The following is a 17,218-nucleotide window of genomic DNA, read 5'->3' on the forward strand; positions in this document are numbered from 1 at the left end:
ATGACCATTTTGGTCATCCTCTTTCTTATTGCTCACTCGTTTGTGTAGCGGGCTTTAATAAAAGCCAAGCGATAATTAATGTACATACTGCCAATACAAAAGTACTCATATAAATGACGTGTACACTTGATGCTAATGCGGATTGCGATTCGGTTACTACGTTTGTTGTAGTACCTCCATGTCCGCCAGATACAAGATCAAGGTTTTTAATACCACGTGCGTGAATCATCGTATTGAAGATTGTACCGAATATTGCCGCACCTAACGTTTGGCTAAATGTATTAATAAATGTGTTTAAACCAACGGCTGTTCCGCGTGTATGAGCTGGTACGGCTGCTTGAATTGTTACCATGTAAATAGGTGTTACAAGCCCCATTCCTAAGCCGAATAATCCGACTGCCACATAAATAAGGAACGATGGTGAATGTGTTGATAATGTAAATAATAAGAACGTAGCGACTGATAAAATGCTAGCCCCAAGTAAAATGATTTGTTTCGTTTTTAATTTTCCTACTAAGTTACCAGAGAAAATAGCTCCAAATGTCCACATAACAGGGATTGGCATTAAAATAAGTCCAGCTTCTGTCGCATTTTTTCCTAATACTCCTTGGCTCCAAATTGGAAGGTACATTGTAATACTAATAATCATTGCGCCAGCAATAAGCGTTAATATATTAATCGTAGATAATGTACGGTTAGAGAAAAGTGCTAGCGGAATTAATGGTTCCGGAGATTTTTTCTCGATGAATAAGAAAATAATGAATGAAACGACGGCGAAGATTAATAGGCCGATAATTGTTATGTCTCCCCAGTTTTGCTTACTGCTACCTGTTAATAACGCGTATAGTAGAGCAATCGTACTTAATGAGAAGACTGTTGCACCAAGATAGTCGATATGGTGTTTAGCTGGCTTAATAGATTCTTTGTAGTAAATGGCAATCATTAAGCAGGCAATAATTCCAAATGGAACGTTTAAGAAGAAAATATAACGCCAAGAAAGAGAATCAACTAAAAATCCACCTACTAACGGTCCGATAACACCTGAGACACCCCAAACGGCACTCATCCAGCCTTGTGCTTTCGCGCGGTCTTTCGCTTCGCTATATAAGTCTCCAATAATCGTCATTGTGATCGGCATAACAGCACCAGCACCGATACCTTGAAGAGCGCGGAAGAAGATTAATTGTTCCATTGATGTAACGACACCGCAAAGTGCAGAACCGACTAAAAAGATTGTAGCTCCAATAAGTAAAACTTTTTTACGGCCAAATAAATCAGCTAGCTTTCCGTATATGGGAGTTGAAACCGCTGTGGCAAGCATGTAAATTGCGTAAACCCAGCTAACAAGTTCAACGCCGGATAAATCACTCGTTATACGAGGGATTGCTGTACTAACAATCGTTCCTTCTACCGCAGAAAGAAACGTCATTAGCATTAAAGACATCATGACTTTTTTTCTCATATGTTTTCCCCTTACCCTTTTTCAAATATTCAACAATATAAAATATAAAGGTACTAAGGTATATAAAGCAACAAAAAAGCAATGGGAAGTTACATGGAGCGGATATTTGTCGCTTCTTGTCGGTAAGTCGATATATTTGAGAAATCGCCGATATAAGTTGTAGAATCGCTGATAAATTTGGAAAATCGCCGATATAATTTCATGTACCTATAAAAAAAGAAACAGGAATCCCTGTTTCTCAGTTTAATATTGCATTTTCGCGTTTTCTCCAGCTGTTGTTCCGGCAATTCTACCAGTAACGAGAGCAGATGTAATATTATAGCCACCAGTATAACCGTGAATATCAAGAACTTCCCCGCAGAAATATAAGCCGTTCGTGAATTTAGAAGACATTTCTTTTGGGTTAATTTCTTTAACAGATACACCGCCGCCAGTAACGAATGCTTTTTCAATTGACTGCGTACCATTTACGTTTACAGTAAATTCTTTAAAGTCTTTCACAAGTGCACGAATCTTTTCGTGAGAAACTTGTCCAGCTTGCTCGCTGCCATCAATTTCATTTTTTTCTAATAAGAATAGGAAGTAACGTTCAGGAACATAACCTCTTAACACGTTTTTAATTCCTTTTTTCGGATCTTCTTTCATTTGTTTCAGCATGCGCTGGAATAGTTGCTCGCTATTTTCTTCTGGCAACGCATCAATACTCATTTGAACTGTATTCGTTTTGAACTTTTTCAGTGCTTTTACAACGAATTGACTACAGCGAAGTGCAGCAGGACCAGATAAGCCGAAATGAGTGAAGAGCATGTCCATTTTGTGAGAAATGATAGCTTTTCCTTTCGGGTTTAATACACTTAAGTTTACGTCTCGTAAAGCAAGTCCTTGTAGTGAACGGTCTCGAATAAATGGTTCGTTTGAAAGGATTGGTACTTCTGTTGGGAATAATTCTGTAATTGTATGACCTGCTTTTTCTGCCCAAGCATATCCGTCTCCAGTAGAACCGGTTTGCGGAACTGATTTTCCGCCGACAGCGATAACGACGTGATTTGTTTCTAGCACTTCGCCAGTCTTTAGTACGACTGCTTTCGTTTGACCATTTTCATATTCAATCGTTTCAACAGGTGTATTCGTGCGGATCTTTACACCTAAATCTTTTAATCGTGTTAAAAGTGCGTCTACTACCGATTGCGCTTTATTTGAAACAGGGAACATGCGGCCATGATCCTCTTCTTTCAGTTTTACACCGAGATTTTCGAAGAATGTAATAATATCTTCATTATTAAAAATAGAAAAAGCGCTGTATAAGAAGCGGCCATTTCCTGGTATATGTTTAACGATCTCATCAAGTGGTAGACGGTTCGTTACGTTACAGCGGCCGCCACCAGAAATCGCAAGTTTACGCCCTAGTTTATTTCCTTTATCAAGAAGTAAGACGCTTGCGCCTTCTTCTGCAGCACCGATTGCAGCCATTAGCCCAGAAGGCCCACCGCCGATGACAATAACATCATAATGCATAATATATCGACCTCATTTTCTACATTTCCTGCCTAAAAGAATAGCATGTTTTCCCTTAAAAGAAAAATAGAGTGAAGTACTGCTTAAGGAGAGAATTGTGGTACAATACAAAAGTTAGAGTTCAGCACTATCCTGTTATTTGTGGGCCATAGGACTAAAACCTTATGAGTTAGGGGAAGTCTAATAGTTCTCGAATGCTCGAATAGTTCAATTTATTATAGTTTCACTTTACCCCGCTATTTGCGGGCAGTAAGACTCCCGCCTTAAAGTTCAGTGGGAGATTAACTGCCTGTAAATGCCCGATTGGTGGGGGCTAATAATCAGTAGGGAAGAACACCCACTGATTAAAGTTTCACTTTATGTAGATGTAGGAGGATTTTTGTATGTCCGATTCGAAATTTCTGCGCGGAACGCTTATTGTTACGTTAGGGACATTTTTAGTGAAGTTCTTAGGCATGATTTACGTCTTTCCGTTTCATGCATTAGTAGGGACAGAAGGCGGAACGCTCTATACATATGGATACATTCCATATACGATTTTTTTAAGTATTGCAACGGCAGGGGTGCCGCTTGCTGTTTCAAAATTCGTTTCCAAATATAATGCGCTTGGCGATTATAAAACGAGCCGGAGAATGTTCCGCTCGGGAATGGTTATGATGATAGTAACAGGAGTTCTTTCATTCCTAGTACTGTACATGACGGCGCCGTTGTTTGCAGAAGCAATGCTTGGTAAACAAAGTGTACACAGTAATATAGGAGAAGTTACGACGATTATTCGTCTTGTAAGTTTTGCGCTTATTGTTGTGCCGGCAGCGAGTTTAATTCGTGGTTATTTCCAAGGTCACCAATCGATGGGACCAACTACTGTTTCGCAAATTATTGAACAAATTATTCGTATCGTCTTTTTATTAGCGGGTAGTTTTATCGTTATTAAAGTACTTGGTGGTACAGTTGCAACAGCAGTTGGGGTAGCGACATTTGCTGCATTCGTTTCAGCAGTTGGAGCGCTCGGTGTACTCATTTGGTACTGGCTAAAACGTAAAAAACATTTGGATCAATATTTAATTGAACAAACTGTACCAGAATCGACAGTGAGTACGGTTCAATTATTTAAAGAATTATTTGCATATGCGATTCCTTACGTTGTAATTGGGTTAACAATTCCTTTATATCAACAAATTGATACATTGACATTTAACTCAATTATGCAAGCGATTGGCCAAGGTGATATTGCAGAGCGAGCGCTCGGTATTTTCACAATGTGGACGCATAAATTAATTATGATTCCTGTATCACTTGCGACAGCGTTTAGTTTAACGCTCGTACCAGCGATTACAAAATCATTTACTGAAAAGCAATACCGTTATTTAAAGTTACAAATTACACAAACATTCCAGGCAAATATGTTCTTAACATTGCCAGCAGTTGTCGGTATTTCATCACTTGCCTATCCGATTTATACTGCGTTTTACGATTCAGATCCATTAGGTGGACAAGTATTAATGTGGTATGCTCCAGTTGCGTTGTTATTTGCTTTATTTACGGTAACAGCGGCAATTCTGCAAGGTATTAACCAACAAAAGCATGCGATTATCGCACTTATAATGGGTGTTATTTTGAAATTTGTATGTAACGTAATCTTTATTCGTTACTTCGGTACAGTAGGGGCAATTCTAGCAACAGCTGTTGGTTTCTTAGCTTCTGTTTGGTACACAAATCAACAAATTAAAAAATACGCACACTATTCATTTGGTGTTGTATATAAGAGAACATTCCAAATTGCAGTATTAACATTTGTAATGGTTGTGGTCGTAAAACTATCACAATGGATTCTATCCTTCGTGATTTCGCCGGACGGCCGAATGGGTGCTCTTATTACAGTTGCAATTTGTGCAGGTCTTGGCGGTCTTGTTTACGGATTGTTAGCGATTCGCACAGGAGTACTTGAAAGAGTATTTGGTGGAGAAGCGTTAGAGAAGATCCAACGTAAACTTGGCAATAGATTCAAAATAAAGTTGAAATCAAAAGGGGCGTAATTACGTCCCCTTTTCTATGATAAATAAAGAAGGTGAAAAACGTGAGATTAGATAAATTATTAGCAAATATGGGATATGGAAGTAGAAAAGAAGTAAAGAAATTATTGAAAGACGGCGTTGTGAAAATTGATGGAATATCAGTGAAAGATGCAAAGGTTCATGTAAATGTAGAAGAGCAAGAAGTTATGATTCACGGTGAAGTTGTGGAATATAAAGAGTTTGTTTACTTAATGATGCATAAACCACAAGGCGTTATTTCAGCGACAGAAGATGATAATCATGAAACGGTAATAGATTTATTAGAGTTAGAGGATGCGATTTTTAATCCGTTCCCAGTTGGAAGACTTGATATTGATACAGAAGGTTTCTTATTAATAACAAATGACGGGAAGTTATCACATCAATTGTTATCTCCGAAAAAGCATGTGCCGAAAAAATATTATGCACACGTTGCAGGAGTAGTAACAGAAGAGGATGTAAAAGAGTTTGCTAAAGGTGTTATTTTAGATGATGGCTATGAAACAAAGCCAGGTGCACTTACAATATTAAAAAGCGATGATATTTCTGAAATCGAGCTTGTCATTACAGAAGGAAAGTTCCATCAAGTAAAGCGTATGTTTGAAGCGGTAGGGAAAAAAGTAGTCTACTTAAAGAGAACAGAGATGGGACCGTTAGTGTTAGATGAAGAGCTAGAACTTGGACAATACCGTGAGCTAACAGATGAAGAAGTAGAGATGTTAAAAACATATCAAGTAGATACTGAGAAATAGTGCTATTTTTAGGCGCAGAAAAGACCCCTTTCTAATGAGTTAGAAAGGGGTATGTATTTATTTACATACAATTATTTTTCGTTATGAGGTCATTCTCACTTTCTTTCCTGTTGTTGTCCACTTACCGCGGCAAGGGCTATACACGAGTTCATTAAACTGCAACACATTTAGATCACGTTGTATCGTTCGCGGTGTGATCCCGAACTCATCTACAAGGTCTTTCGTCGTTACCGTTCCGTTTTCATTGATGTACATATAAATTGATTTAATGCGTGTTAGCATACGAGTAGTTGTAGGTTTCAAGAGAAAACCACTCCTCTACTAGTTTTTTTGACCCCATTCAGGAAAGAAGGTCGTTACTACCATTGTACTCTACATGATAAAATTCATGCTTTAATCTACTTAAATTTTACAGAAATTTAACAAATATTCATATAGAAAAATATTGGTAGTTGACATTGTATATATGGTCAGTCAACTAACACATAAAATTCTACGTAAAACGCCAAATTCCTGCAAATTTTTTTAGAAAAATAAAAGAAAAACTAATAAGAAATATCTGAAATATTACAATTGTTCGGTATTTGGTTTTCGTGTATGGCATAAGAGATTTCGGTTTGTTATGATGAAAGAAACAATATAGTGAAGGATGGATGCGTGATGTCAGCAATTAATTGGACAGAAGAAGTTGCAAAACGAAAAGATGATTTAATTCGTGATACACAACAATTTTTACAAATTAAAAGTGTATGGGAAGAAGAGTCGGCAAAAGAGGGCGCACCGTTCGGTGAAGGTGTAGAAAAAGCTTTATCTTTCATGTTACATAAAGGAGAAACGGAAGGTTTTACTTCTAAAAATTTAGAAGGGTATGCAGGTCATCTTGAAATGGGACAAGGAGAAGAATTAGTAGGTATTCTTTGTCACGTTGACGTTGTACCAGAAGGAGATGGTTGGACGACTCCTGCATATAGTGCAGATATTCGCGATGGAAAGATTTTTGCACGCGGTGCAATTGACGATAAAGGCCCAACGATGGCAGCTTACTATGCGATGAAAATTGTGAAAGAATTAGGTTTACCTCTTTCAAAACGCGTTCGTATGATTTTAGGAACAGATGAGGAAAGTAATTGGAAATGTGTAGATCATTACTTTAAAAACGAAGAAATGCCAACAATCGGTTTTGCGCCAGACGCGGACTTTCCAATTATTAATGCAGAAAAAGGAATTTCTGATATACAAGTTGTGCAAAATGGTAGTGGAGAGAAGAAAGGTACATATGAACTTGTTTCATTTGAGTCAGGTCGCCGTTTAAATATGGTTCCTGATTTTGCAGAAGCGGTTGTTACAGGAGAAGATGTAAATGCACTTACAGTAGCATATGAAGAGTATTTACAAACTGCTAAAAAAATAGGTGAAGCAATTGTAGAAGGTAATACAGTAACGTTGCAAATTAAAGGAATTTCAGCTCACGGATCTACTCCTGAAAAAGGAGAAAATGCAGGTTTATTACTGGCAAACTTCTTAACGAAAGTTGCTCTTGATGGAAAAGGGGCTTCGTTTGCGACATTTGTAGCAGCAACATTTATTGGTGATATTTATGGTAAAAAGGCTACTATCGCTTATAAAGATGAGGTTAGTGGTCCGTTAACAGTGAATGTTGGTCGCCTTTCTTATACGAAAGAAAATGGTGGCAATTTAGGATTAAACGTACGTTACCCAGTTACGACTAACTTTGAAGAAATGATTGCAAAGTTAAAAGAATATGTGGGGACTCATGGATTTGAAGTAGATGATTATTCAAACTCTCGTCCGCATCACGTTGATAAAGACCACGTATTAATTCGTACGTTGCAGCGCGTATATGAAGAACAAACAGGTGAAAAAGCAGAACTATTAGCAATTGGCGGTGGTACTTACGCTCGTTCGTTAAAAGCTGGTGTTGCATTTGGCCCATTGTTCCCTGGAAAAGAAGAACTTGCACATCAAAAAGATGAGTATATTGAAATTGAAGACTTATTAAAAGCAACAGCAATTTACGCGCAAGCAATTTATGAATTAGCGAAGTAATGGATATATAAATAATAAAAGACCGTCCCGATACATTCTTTGGGACGGTTTTCTATTACGTGTCGTTTGTTGGTAAGCAGATGTTCCTTGTCGAAATGTCGATATCATTTCATCTATTAACGCGACCTGAACTTGGTTAGACTTGTAGGGAAGTTGGATTCTTTTTAATGGAATGAGATAAGAAAGAAAAGCAACAATAGAAAGAAGGAGAAGATGTACATGGAACTGCATTATTTTGTCGCGATTACGTTACCAAATCATATAAAAGAAGTGCTATCTAACTATAGAGAGGAAATGCAGGAGGAATTACCATTTCGTTCGTGGGTACATAAAGAAGACTATCATATTACCCTTTCATTTTTAGGGAGTGCGACAGAGGAACAATTAGAAGGAATACAGAATGGATTACAAATACTTAAAGAAACAAAGGAACTCTCGTTTACGTTACAAGGATTTTCAACGTTCGGTATGGAAGATAGGCCACGTATTTTTTGGGCGAAGGTAAGCGAGAATCAAGCTTTGTTTCAAGTGCAAAAGCAAGTACACGCTATTTGTGAAGGGAATGGATTTTCTTTAGAAACGCGCCCGTATCATCCGCATATTACTGTTGCCCGTAAATGGGTAGGAGAAGAAAAGTTTGATTTAGAGCATATAAAGGAAGTGCCTGAAATATCATTTCAAGCGGATACGATTACTTTATACGAATCTCACGTAAAGGAGACACCGAAATATAAAGCAATTGCTGAAATAAAATTACAAAAATAGAATGTATGAAAACGTTTTTTATACAGGTGAATATACTATAAAGAACAATGTGTTACTGTATAGGGCTTCGCTGATAAGAAAAGCCTTATCATTTGCAGCTCGTTTCATTTTAACTTTAAGAATGATGGTGATTTTTTTATGTTGAAAGTAAAACGTCCATTTGATGCCTATTTAGATGAAATGAATAAAATTACAATTTTGCTCCCACATGCGTATGGAACAAGTCGGACATTTCGTTTGCAAGAAGGAAGTAACGTGAAAGATTTACCGATTGCTCATACAATTGCGCTTCCGGATGCAACGAAGTATGAGTGCTTTATAGAAGAGCCGCTAGATGTGGGGAAGTATTATACAGTACGAGATGAACGGAATGAAGAAACAGATTTACAAATAGGTGCTGTCATAAGAACAGCGATTTTCGATGAGAAGTATTATTACGAAGGTATAGATTTAGGGGCAGTACACCAAAAGGAAGCAACTACATTTAAAGTATGGGCTCCAACTGCGAGGCTTGCGAAAGTAAGAATTTATAAAAGTGATAAAGAATATACAGATTACGAAATGTACAGAGAAGAAAATGGAGTTTGGGCTCATACATTGCACGGCGATTTAGCCGGTGAAAAGTATACATTTCTTGTTTGTATAAATTTAATATGGAACGAAGCTGTGGATCCTTATGCAAAATCAGTGACTGTAAATGGGAAGTACGGCGTTGTTATTGATTTGGAAAAGACGAATGTAACAAAGCGAGGGCAATTACCACTATTACAAGCAATGACAGATGCTATATTGTATGAACTGCATATTCGTGATGCTACTATTCATGAGGGCAGTGGAGTGAGTAAAAAAGGAACGTATAAAGGGCTAATGGAAGAAGGAACGACAGGGCGAAATGGGACGTTAACAGGTTTGTCTCATATAAAAGATTTAGGTGTTACACATGTTGAATTATTGCCTTTATATTGTTTCGGTGGTGTAGATGAGGCGAATCCTTCTTCTGCATATAATTGGGGTTACAATCCATTATATTACAACGCGCCAACGGGGTTTTATGCTACAAATCCATCTGACCCGTATAACAGGATTGTAGAGTGTAAGCAACTGATTGAAACATTTCATGAACACGGTATTAGGGTGATTATAGATGTTGTATATAATCATGTGTATGAAAGAGAGCTATCATCATTTGAAAAGCTTGTCCCAGGATATTATTTTCGTCATGGTGAAAATGGTATGCCTTCTAATGGGACGGGAGTCGGAAATGATATAGCATCTGAGCGGAAAATGATGAGGAAATTCATTGTAGAGTCTATTTTATATTGGCTTACGGAATACAATGTTGATGGATTCCGGTTCGACTTAATGGGGATTTTAGATGTCGATACAATAAATATAATAGAAAAAGAAGTGCGAAACATAAAGCGAGATGCATTGCTATTAGGAGAAGGGTGGGATTTGCAAACACCACTTCCTCTAGAGGAAAAAGCAACGTTAAATAATGCAAACAAAATGCCGCATATTGCGCAATTTAATGATCAATTTCGTGATGGGATAAAGGGAAGTACCTTTCATATAAATAAACGTGGTTTTGCATTTGGTGGGCATGTAGACCGTAATCATTTGCAATATATAGTATCAGGAAGCCTTTTGAGTATGAAAGAAACAGGTTTGTTTCTAGAGCCTGTGCAAAGCATTAACTATGTAGAATGTCATGACAATATGACGATGTGGGATAAACTAATGCGCAGTAATGAAGAGTCGGAAGAGATTTTGAAAAAACGTCACGTGCTAGCAACTGCAATGGTGATTCTGTCGCAAGGCATCCCTTTCTTACATGCGGGGCAAGAGTTTTATCGTACGAAGCAAGGGAATGAAAATAGTTATAATGCAAATGATGAAATTAATCAATTAGATTGGGATCGAAAAGAGAAAGAAATAGAGACCGTTAACTATATAAAAGGTTTAATTGCGATTCGTAAAGAGCACGGAGCATTCCGATTACAAAACGCAGACCTAATAAAAAAGCACATGACTTTTTTGCAAACATCTCCAGAAGTACTTGCATACCACTTAGAGCACGTAGAATCGCTTGGATCGTGGAAAGAGATTGTCGTTTTATTTAATAGCAGTTTAGAAGCGAAAATGGTGCAACTTCCGAAAGAAGAAACGTGGCATGTGTTAGTAAACGAAAAGCAAGCTAAAATAGAGCCAATTTCTTCATTTAGAGGAAAGGAACTTAGGCTCGCTCCGATTAGCACGTATATATTGACGATAATGTGACAAATCGCTACTTGACGATGAGAATGTAATAAATGTAGAATTGACAAAGGTGACGATTTTGATAAGTTGTCATTCTATGGCTGGTTTTGTAAAATAAAATAGAGAGTTTTTGGCTTATGCCAAGTTTTCTTTTCATTTACAGTAAAATATATATGAATCCACAACATGTGTAGAAATGTTGCGGTTTTTCTTTTCATAACTATAAAAGATAAGGATTTGTTAACGGGTAATGAATATGGAATGGTTGGAACAATTATTAGGAAAAGAGTGGAGTCTTGTACCGGCTGGTGGAGTAACGGGCGATGCATATATTGCGCAAAACGGACAACAGAAGTTATTTTTAAAGCGGAATACATCGCCCTTTTTAGCGGTATTGTCAGCAGAAGGAATTGTTCCAAAATTACTTTGGACAAGAAGGGTAACGAACGGTGATGTAATTTCTGCTCAAAAATGGCTTCCGGGACAGAAGCTAGAGCCAGAGGATATGAAACTAGAACGTGTTGCGAAACTTTTGAAGAAAATACACTCCTCTAAAGCACTCGTGCAGATGATTCAAAGACTTGGGAAGCAGCCGCTTCACGCACAAGAGTTATTACAACAGCTGCAACTCGTTTTAAGAGGAGATATAAGGGATGAGGAAACAATTCAGCAAGGTCTTCAATATTTAATGGATTCATTAAAAGATATTGAATACAACGAATTCGTTGTATGCCATTGTGATGTAAACCATAACAATTGGCTATTGTCGGATGAAGATGAGTTGTTTTTAATTGATTGGGATGGAGCTGTAATTGCTGACCCAGCTTTAGACCTCGGTATGTTATTATATTGGTACATTCCGCGCCAAGAATGGAGTGAGTGGCTCGGTTATTATGATATTGAAATGGATGAATCACTGCTTAAACGTATGAGATGGTATGTGATAGCGCAAACGATTTTATCTATTCAATGGCATACAACAAAAAAGCAGCAAGCAGAAGCTGAATATTGGCATCAATATTTACAGCAACTACTTGCTTCAGAGTAATACTTAAGAAAAATTGTCCATTCCAGCAATCCACTGAGTAAGTTGTTCTTGATTATTGGAAATGTGGTTGTCCAAATTAGAGGAAGATTTACCCGATTGACTATAAGAATATACATCGTTTAGCATTGCTTTAGCGTCACTACTTATATTATCGTTTGCGAGTAACGATTGAATGAGACGCTCTAATTGCTCGCATTCAGAAACTGTCCCGCAACAATCACTTTGGTGATTGACTAAAATATCTTTCAGCACTTCTAATTGATGTTGTTGATTAATTGGCATGAACGGATCATCCTTTCGATTGTTTTTCTCTTCTTAGAAAAGTAAGAGAAAAAGCTGTTTCGTCATGGAATGTTTAATGCTGTATGTAGTTTTTATCAAAATGGTACATCTTATACTTGAAAGAAACGGACCGAGTGCTCGTACGTACTTGGTTTTTTGTTTGGTAGATTGATTAAAAACAGAAAGAAGGAATTATTCCTTTAAAATAGCTATGTAAAGAGAGGGAAACATCTATGCGTTTAAGACATAAACCATATGCAATGGATCGAATTAATGAGTATTCACATATCGTAATCGGAAACCCAGAGGAGCGCGCTGGTAACTGGAAAGAAGTATTTGGAAATGAGCAACCCATTCACATCGAAGTAGGTACAGGTCGTGGCCGCTTTATGTATGATATGGCAAAAGCCAATCCACATATTAATTATATTGGAATTGAAAAATTCACAAGTGTTGTTGTAGATGCACTTGATAAATTAATTGAAGAAGAATTACCGAACTTAAAGTTAATTAATAAAGATGCTGAAGATTTAACAGTTTTCTTTGCAAAAGGTGAGATTGATCGCGTGTATTTAAACTTCTCAGATCCATGGCCAAAGAAACGTCATACGAAGCGTCGTTTAACGTACAAAACGTTTTTACGCAATTATGAAGAAGTGTTAGTAGAAGGCGGAGAAATTCATTTCAAAACAGATAACCAAGGTTTATTTGAATATTCTCTTATGAGTATGGCGGAGTATGGTATGTTACTAACTTACTTAAGCTTAGATCTTCATAACAGCGACTTTGAAGGTAACATTATGACTGAGTACGAAGAGAAATTCTCTAGTAAAGGTCATCGCATTTACCGAGTAGAAGCAAAATATCGTACAGAGCCTATGCAGTAATGCATAGGTTTTTTGTGTCTAAAATAATCAGAATTTTATGTTAGTATTGTAAGAAAAGGGGGATGAAAAATGGAACAGTTACAAATTGGAGATATAAAAGTGACGTGGCTAAAAGGTGGGAACACACATTTAGATGGAGGAGCAATGTTTGGCGTTGTACCGAAAGTACTTTGGTCACGTAAATATAAACATAATGATACAAATCATATTTATTTACGAACAGATCCGTTACTTTTGCAAACGAAAGACGGTAATATGCTCATTGATTCTGGAATAGGAAACGGTAAATTGAATGAAAAGATGAAGCGGAGTCAAGGTGTAACGGAAGAGTCGTCAGTTGAGAATTCTTTAGAAAAGCTGGGACTAAAGCCTGAAGATATTCATTACGTTTTAATGACGCACCTTCACTTTGATCATGCATCTGGTTTAACGAAATGGGAAGGTGATCAACTTGTACCAACTTTTCCAAATGCGAAAGTTTACGTAAGTGAAACAGAGTGGAATGAAATGAGAAATCCAAATATTAGATCCCGTAATACATATTGGAAGGAAAATTGGGAGCCAATTGTAGACCAAGTTATTACGTTTCAACAAGAAATAGAAATTACGGATGAAATAAAAATGGCGCATACGGGCGGCCATAGTGACGGACACGCAGTGATCGCTTTAGAAAGCAAAGGGGAAACGATGCTGCATTTAGCAGACCTATTGCCGACGCACGCCCATCAAAATGTATTATGGGTCATGGCTTATGATGATTATCCGATGACATCGATTGAAAATAAGCAAAAGTGGATGAAGTATGGAGCTGAAAAGGATGCTTGGTTTACATTTTATCATGACGCATATTACCGTGCAGTAAAGTGGAATGAGGAAGGGCATATTGTAGAAAAGATAGAGAGAAAAACGAGTATAGAAGCATAAAAAGAGCAGGTTGTTCCAGAATATTTGCTGGAGCGACCTCTTTTTTATTGTCGGCTTTTGTCGGTAAGTCGATATAATTGGGAAATCGCTGATATAAACCGAGTTGCGCCGATAAATTTAGAAAATCGCTGATATAAATTGAGTTGCGCCGATATATTCGGAAAATCGCCGATATAATTTCAAACACTACCCATAATTAAAAAATAAGAGGTTCACCTAATGGGAACCCTCCTGTTTATGCTGCTATAACCTCTAAAACAGTACCTGTTTTAGCATCAACTAAAAATTCAAATCGTTCTTGTATATCATTTAACATCGTTGTAAGACCGCCGCGATACACTTCATACGCGACATCATATTTTTCAAATGTCTCTGGAACCATATGTACCCAAGAGCCAGTAATTTCACCTTTATGACTTAATGCTTGTTTCACCATTTTCAATGCTTTTTCTGAAGAAATATGGGATTGTTCTTGTACTTTGTTTGCAACGAAATAACCAGCTGCGAACCCAACGCCAAGACCTGCTACTAAACCTTTCCAGCTCATATATTCACCTCAATTCTATAAAATAAAAATAGTGTACCGATAATAATTATAAAGCAAATACAGCTAAAAAAGAAGAAACTAGAAACATTTCGAAAATTTCGTTACAATAAAAGAGGTATTCTACTAAGGTTTGAAAGAAGGGGACTTCGTGAATAAAGAGACATTACAATTATTTCGTACGTTAACAGAATTACAAGGTGCATCAGGTTTTGAACATGATGTACGCCGTTTTATGAAGCAAGAATTAAGCAAATATGCTGATGAAATTGTACAAGACGGTTTAGGTAGCGTATTTGGTCTGAAAAAAGGGGACGAAACTGGCCCGCGTGTTCTTGTAGCAGGTCATATGGATGAAGTAGGTTTCATGATTACGCAAATTACGAAAAACGGAATGCTTCGTTTTCAACCGTTAGGCGGCTGGTGGAGCCAAGTACTATTAGCTCAGCGCGTACAAGTGATGACGAAGAATGGCCCTGTTATTGGGGTTGTTGGTTCTATTCCTCCTCATTTATTAAGTGACGCGCAACGTGCAAAACCGATGGATATAAAAAATATGTTAATTGATATAGGCGCAGATAGCTATGAAGATGCGATTGAGATTGGTGTAAAACCAGGACAACAAATCGTGCCAATCTGCCCGTTTACGCCGATGGCAAACGAAAAGAAAATTATGGCGAAAGCTTGGGACAACCGTTATGGATGTGGCCTTGCAATCGAATTACTAAAAGAATTAAAAGACGAAACATTACCAAACACGTTGTACTCTGGTGCGACTGTACAAGAAGAAGTTGGTCTTCGCGGTGCTCAAACTGCTGCAAATATGATTCAACCAGATATTTTCTATGCGCTTGATGCAAGTCCAGCCAACGACGCATCTGGTGATAAAACACAGTTCGGTCAATTAGGAAAAGGTGCTCTTCTTCGTATTTATGACCGTACGATGGTAACGCATAGAGGAATGCGCGAATTCATTTTAGATACAGCAGAAACAAACAACATTCCGTACCAATACTTTATTTCACAAGGCGGTACAGATGCGGGACGTGTACATACAAGTAACTCAGGTATCCCATCAGCAGTAATTGGTGTTTGCGCACGTTACATTCATACACATGCTTCTATTTTACATGTTGATGACTATGCGGCAGCGAAAGAGCTAATTACGAAGCTTGTAAGAGCAACGGATAAAACGACGTTAGAGACAATTAAGAATAACGCGTAGAGAAGAAGGGCTGAAGAGCCTTTCTTTTTTTGGATTGAATAGATGACCCATCCATGAATGGTAGCGGTCAGTGCTTAATGGGTGCTCGAATGGTGTATTAAGAGCGCGGGTAGGAAGCGAGAGGAAGACTATTTTTGTGTTCGAGGTCTGTAATTGAGGGAAGCAACCTTTCTTTTTGGATTGAATAGATGCCCGGCGATGTGCGGGAGCGATCGGCAATGTTGTGAGAAAACCCTTCTTTTTTTAGATTGAATAGATGCTCGAGCGATGTATGGTAGCGGTCAGTGCTTAATTGATTCTCGTACGGGGATTAAAACCTCGGGTAGGAAGTGAGAGTAAGGTTGTTTTTCGGTTCGAGGTCCGCAATGTTGTGAGAAAAACTCTTCTTTTTTAGAGTGAAGAGACAAACAAGCGATGTGTGGTGGCCGTGCTCCCGTGTATAAAGAACAATTTGATTAAGGGAAAATGATAAATTTTTATAGAGGTGAATGAAATGAAAGTAGTAGTTGGATCGAAGAATAAAACGAAGGTTGGAGCTGTGGAGAAGGTTTGGAAAGATGCTACAATTACATCTCTTTCTGTTCCTTCAGGAGTAGCAGCACAACCGTTTTCAGATGAAGAGACGATGCAAGGAGCGATCAATAGAGCGAAGCGAGCGCTAGAGGAAGGGGGAGCTCAAATTGGCATTGGACTAGAAGGCGGCATAATGAAAACAGAGCACGGTTTATTTATGTGTAATTGGGGCGCGCTAGCAACAAGTGATGGTAAAACATTCGTTGCTGGCGGGGCACGTATTACGTTACCAGATGATTTTTTAGCACCTCTTGAAGGTGGTAAGGAGTTAAGTGAAGTGATGGAAGAGTTTGTACAGAGAAAAGATATTCGTAGTCATGAAGGTGCTATCGGTATTTTTACGGATGATTATGTGGACCGTACGGAATTATTTGTACACGTTGTTAAGTTACTTGTTGGGCAATATAAGTATGATGAAAAGCAAGCATAAACCTTGCACCGTGCGCGATGTATGGTAGTATAAAAGAAAGATTATAACATGAAAAATGCACTCGTTAGAGGAGGAAATATAGATGAAATCATTAGAAAGCATGGAGCAATTCCAAGAGTTAAAAAATGAAGAGAATGTAATCTTTATGTTCTCAGCAGAATGGTGTCCAGACTGCCGCTTCGTAGATCCATTTATGCCAGAAGTAGAAGAGAAATATAGTGATTTCTCATTTTACTATGTAGATCGTGATGAGTTTATTGATCTATGCGTAAAATTAGACGTATTTGGCATTCCGAGCTTTGTAGCGTACAATAAAGGTGAAGAAACAGGTCGCTATGTAAACAAAGATCGTAAAACACAAGAACAAATCGAAGAGTTCATTGAAGGTTTAAAATAAGGCAATTTGCCAATTGAATTGTAAAACAACCTCT

At 37.8% G+C, this 17,218-nt stretch carries 16 protein-coding genes; 11 read left to right on the forward strand and 5 right to left on the reverse strand.

Annotated features, from left to right (window positions below; genetic code table 11):
* Positions 1-25 precede the first annotated feature (25 nt).
* Both MR070_RS24390 and MR070_RS24395 read right to left on the reverse strand, forming a co-directional pair.
* Positions 26-1,462 (reverse strand): MDR family MFS transporter, encoded by a 1,437-nt coding sequence (locus MR070_RS24390; RefSeq protein ID WP_001228012.1) that lies wholly within the window; start codon positions 1,460-1,462, stop codon positions 26-28.
* A gap of 243 nt (positions 1,463-1,705) precedes the next feature.
* On the reverse strand, positions 1,706-2,977 hold the full coding sequence (locus tag MR070_RS24395; RefSeq protein ID WP_000558879.1) for a BaiN/RdsA family NAD(P)/FAD-dependent oxidoreductase: 1,272 nt from the start codon (positions 2,975-2,977) through the stop codon (positions 1,706-1,708).
* A gap of 383 nt (positions 2,978-3,360) precedes the next feature.
* Between MR070_RS24395 and MR070_RS24400 the strand changes: the two genes are divergently transcribed.
* Both MR070_RS24400 and MR070_RS24405 read left to right on the forward strand, forming a co-directional pair.
* On the forward strand, positions 3,361-5,013 hold the full coding sequence (locus tag MR070_RS24400) for a putative polysaccharide biosynthesis protein (RefSeq protein WP_070806989.1): 1,653 nt from the start codon (positions 3,361-3,363) through the stop codon (positions 5,011-5,013).
* Between the two features lie 41 nt (positions 5,014-5,054).
* Positions 5,055-5,783, forward strand: a complete 729-nt coding sequence (locus MR070_RS24405; protein ID WP_001234935.1) for a pseudouridine synthase — start codon at positions 5,055-5,057, stop codon at positions 5,781-5,783.
* Positions 5,784-5,864: 81 nt separating this feature from the next.
* On the opposite strand, the gene MR070_RS24410 is transcribed toward MR070_RS24405, so the two are convergent.
* Positions 5,865-6,086: a DeoR family transcriptional regulator gene (locus MR070_RS24410; RefSeq protein WP_000805512.1), complete on the reverse strand. Its 222-nt coding sequence runs from the start codon at positions 6,084-6,086 to the stop codon at positions 5,865-5,867.
* Between the two features lie 357 nt (positions 6,087-6,443).
* Here MR070_RS24410 and pepV point away from each other — a divergent pair, with 357 nt between their 5' ends.
* The 4 genes from pepV (at position 6,444) to MR070_RS24430 (ending at position 11,922) form a co-directional block, all read left to right on the forward strand.
* Entirely contained in the window at positions 6,444-7,850 is a 1,407-nt protein-coding gene (gene pepV / locus MR070_RS24415) for a dipeptidase PepV (protein ID WP_001274278.1), read from the forward strand.
* Between the two features lie 219 nt (positions 7,851-8,069).
* Complete coding sequence (gene thpR, locus MR070_RS24420) at positions 8,070-8,615, forward strand: RNA 2',3'-cyclic phosphodiesterase (RefSeq protein ID WP_044790885.1); 546 nt, start codon at positions 8,070-8,072, stop codon at positions 8,613-8,615.
* A 138-nt stretch (positions 8,616-8,753) separates the two neighbouring features.
* On the forward strand, positions 8,754-10,895 hold the full coding sequence (gene pulA, locus MR070_RS24425; protein WP_242262136.1) for a type I pullulanase: 2,142 nt from the start codon (positions 8,754-8,756) through the stop codon (positions 10,893-10,895).
* A gap of 229 nt (positions 10,896-11,124) precedes the next feature.
* Positions 11,125-11,922: a phosphotransferase family protein gene (locus MR070_RS24430; RefSeq protein WP_001055736.1), complete on the forward strand. Its 798-nt coding sequence runs from the start codon at positions 11,125-11,127 to the stop codon at positions 11,920-11,922.
* Between the two features lie 3 nt (positions 11,923-11,925).
* Here the strand turns inward: MR070_RS24430 and MR070_RS24435 are convergent, their stop codons facing one another.
* Positions 11,926-12,204: a YtzH-like family protein gene (locus MR070_RS24435; protein WP_001122234.1), complete on the reverse strand. Its 279-nt coding sequence runs from the start codon at positions 12,202-12,204 to the stop codon at positions 11,926-11,928.
* 233 nt (positions 12,205-12,437) lie between these two features.
* On the opposite strand from MR070_RS24435, the gene trmB reads away from it, so the two are divergent.
* Positions 12,438-13,091, forward strand: coding sequence for a tRNA (guanosine(46)-N7)-methyltransferase TrmB (gene trmB / locus MR070_RS24440; protein WP_001239380.1), 654 nt, complete (start codon positions 12,438-12,440; stop codon positions 13,089-13,091).
* A gap of 69 nt (positions 13,092-13,160) precedes the next feature.
* Positions 13,161-14,015, forward strand: coding sequence for a YtnP family quorum-quenching lactonase (locus MR070_RS24445; RefSeq protein WP_242262137.1), 855 nt, complete (start codon positions 13,161-13,163; stop codon positions 14,013-14,015).
* Between the two features lie 235 nt (positions 14,016-14,250).
* On the opposite strand, the gene MR070_RS24450 is transcribed toward MR070_RS24445, so the two are convergent.
* Positions 14,251-14,562, reverse strand: a complete 312-nt coding sequence (locus MR070_RS24450; RefSeq protein ID WP_000118540.1) for a PepSY domain-containing protein — start codon at positions 14,560-14,562, stop codon at positions 14,251-14,253.
* Positions 14,563-14,710: 148 nt separating this feature from the next.
* Between MR070_RS24450 and MR070_RS24455 the strand changes: the two genes are divergently transcribed.
* The 3 genes from MR070_RS24455 (at position 14,711) to MR070_RS24465 (ending at position 17,184) form a co-directional block, all read left to right on the forward strand.
* Positions 14,711-15,784 (forward strand): M42 family metallopeptidase, encoded by a 1,074-nt coding sequence (locus MR070_RS24455; RefSeq protein ID WP_001031503.1) that lies wholly within the window; start codon positions 14,711-14,713, stop codon positions 15,782-15,784.
* 493 nt (positions 15,785-16,277) lie between these two features.
* Complete coding sequence (locus MR070_RS24460; protein ID WP_242262138.1) at positions 16,278-16,787, forward strand: DUF84 family protein; 510 nt, start codon at positions 16,278-16,280, stop codon at positions 16,785-16,787.
* Positions 16,788-16,869: 82 nt separating this feature from the next.
* Positions 16,870-17,184 (forward strand): thioredoxin family protein, encoded by a 315-nt coding sequence (locus MR070_RS24465; RefSeq protein WP_000838188.1) that lies wholly within the window; start codon positions 16,870-16,872, stop codon positions 17,182-17,184.
* Positions 17,185-17,218: the final 34 nt, after the last annotated feature.

It is taken from the genome of Bacillus cereus group sp. BfR-BA-01453 (assembly GCF_022662915.1).
Taxonomy (GTDB): domain Bacteria; phylum Bacillota; class Bacilli; order Bacillales; family Bacillaceae_G; genus Bacillus_A; species Bacillus_A paranthracis.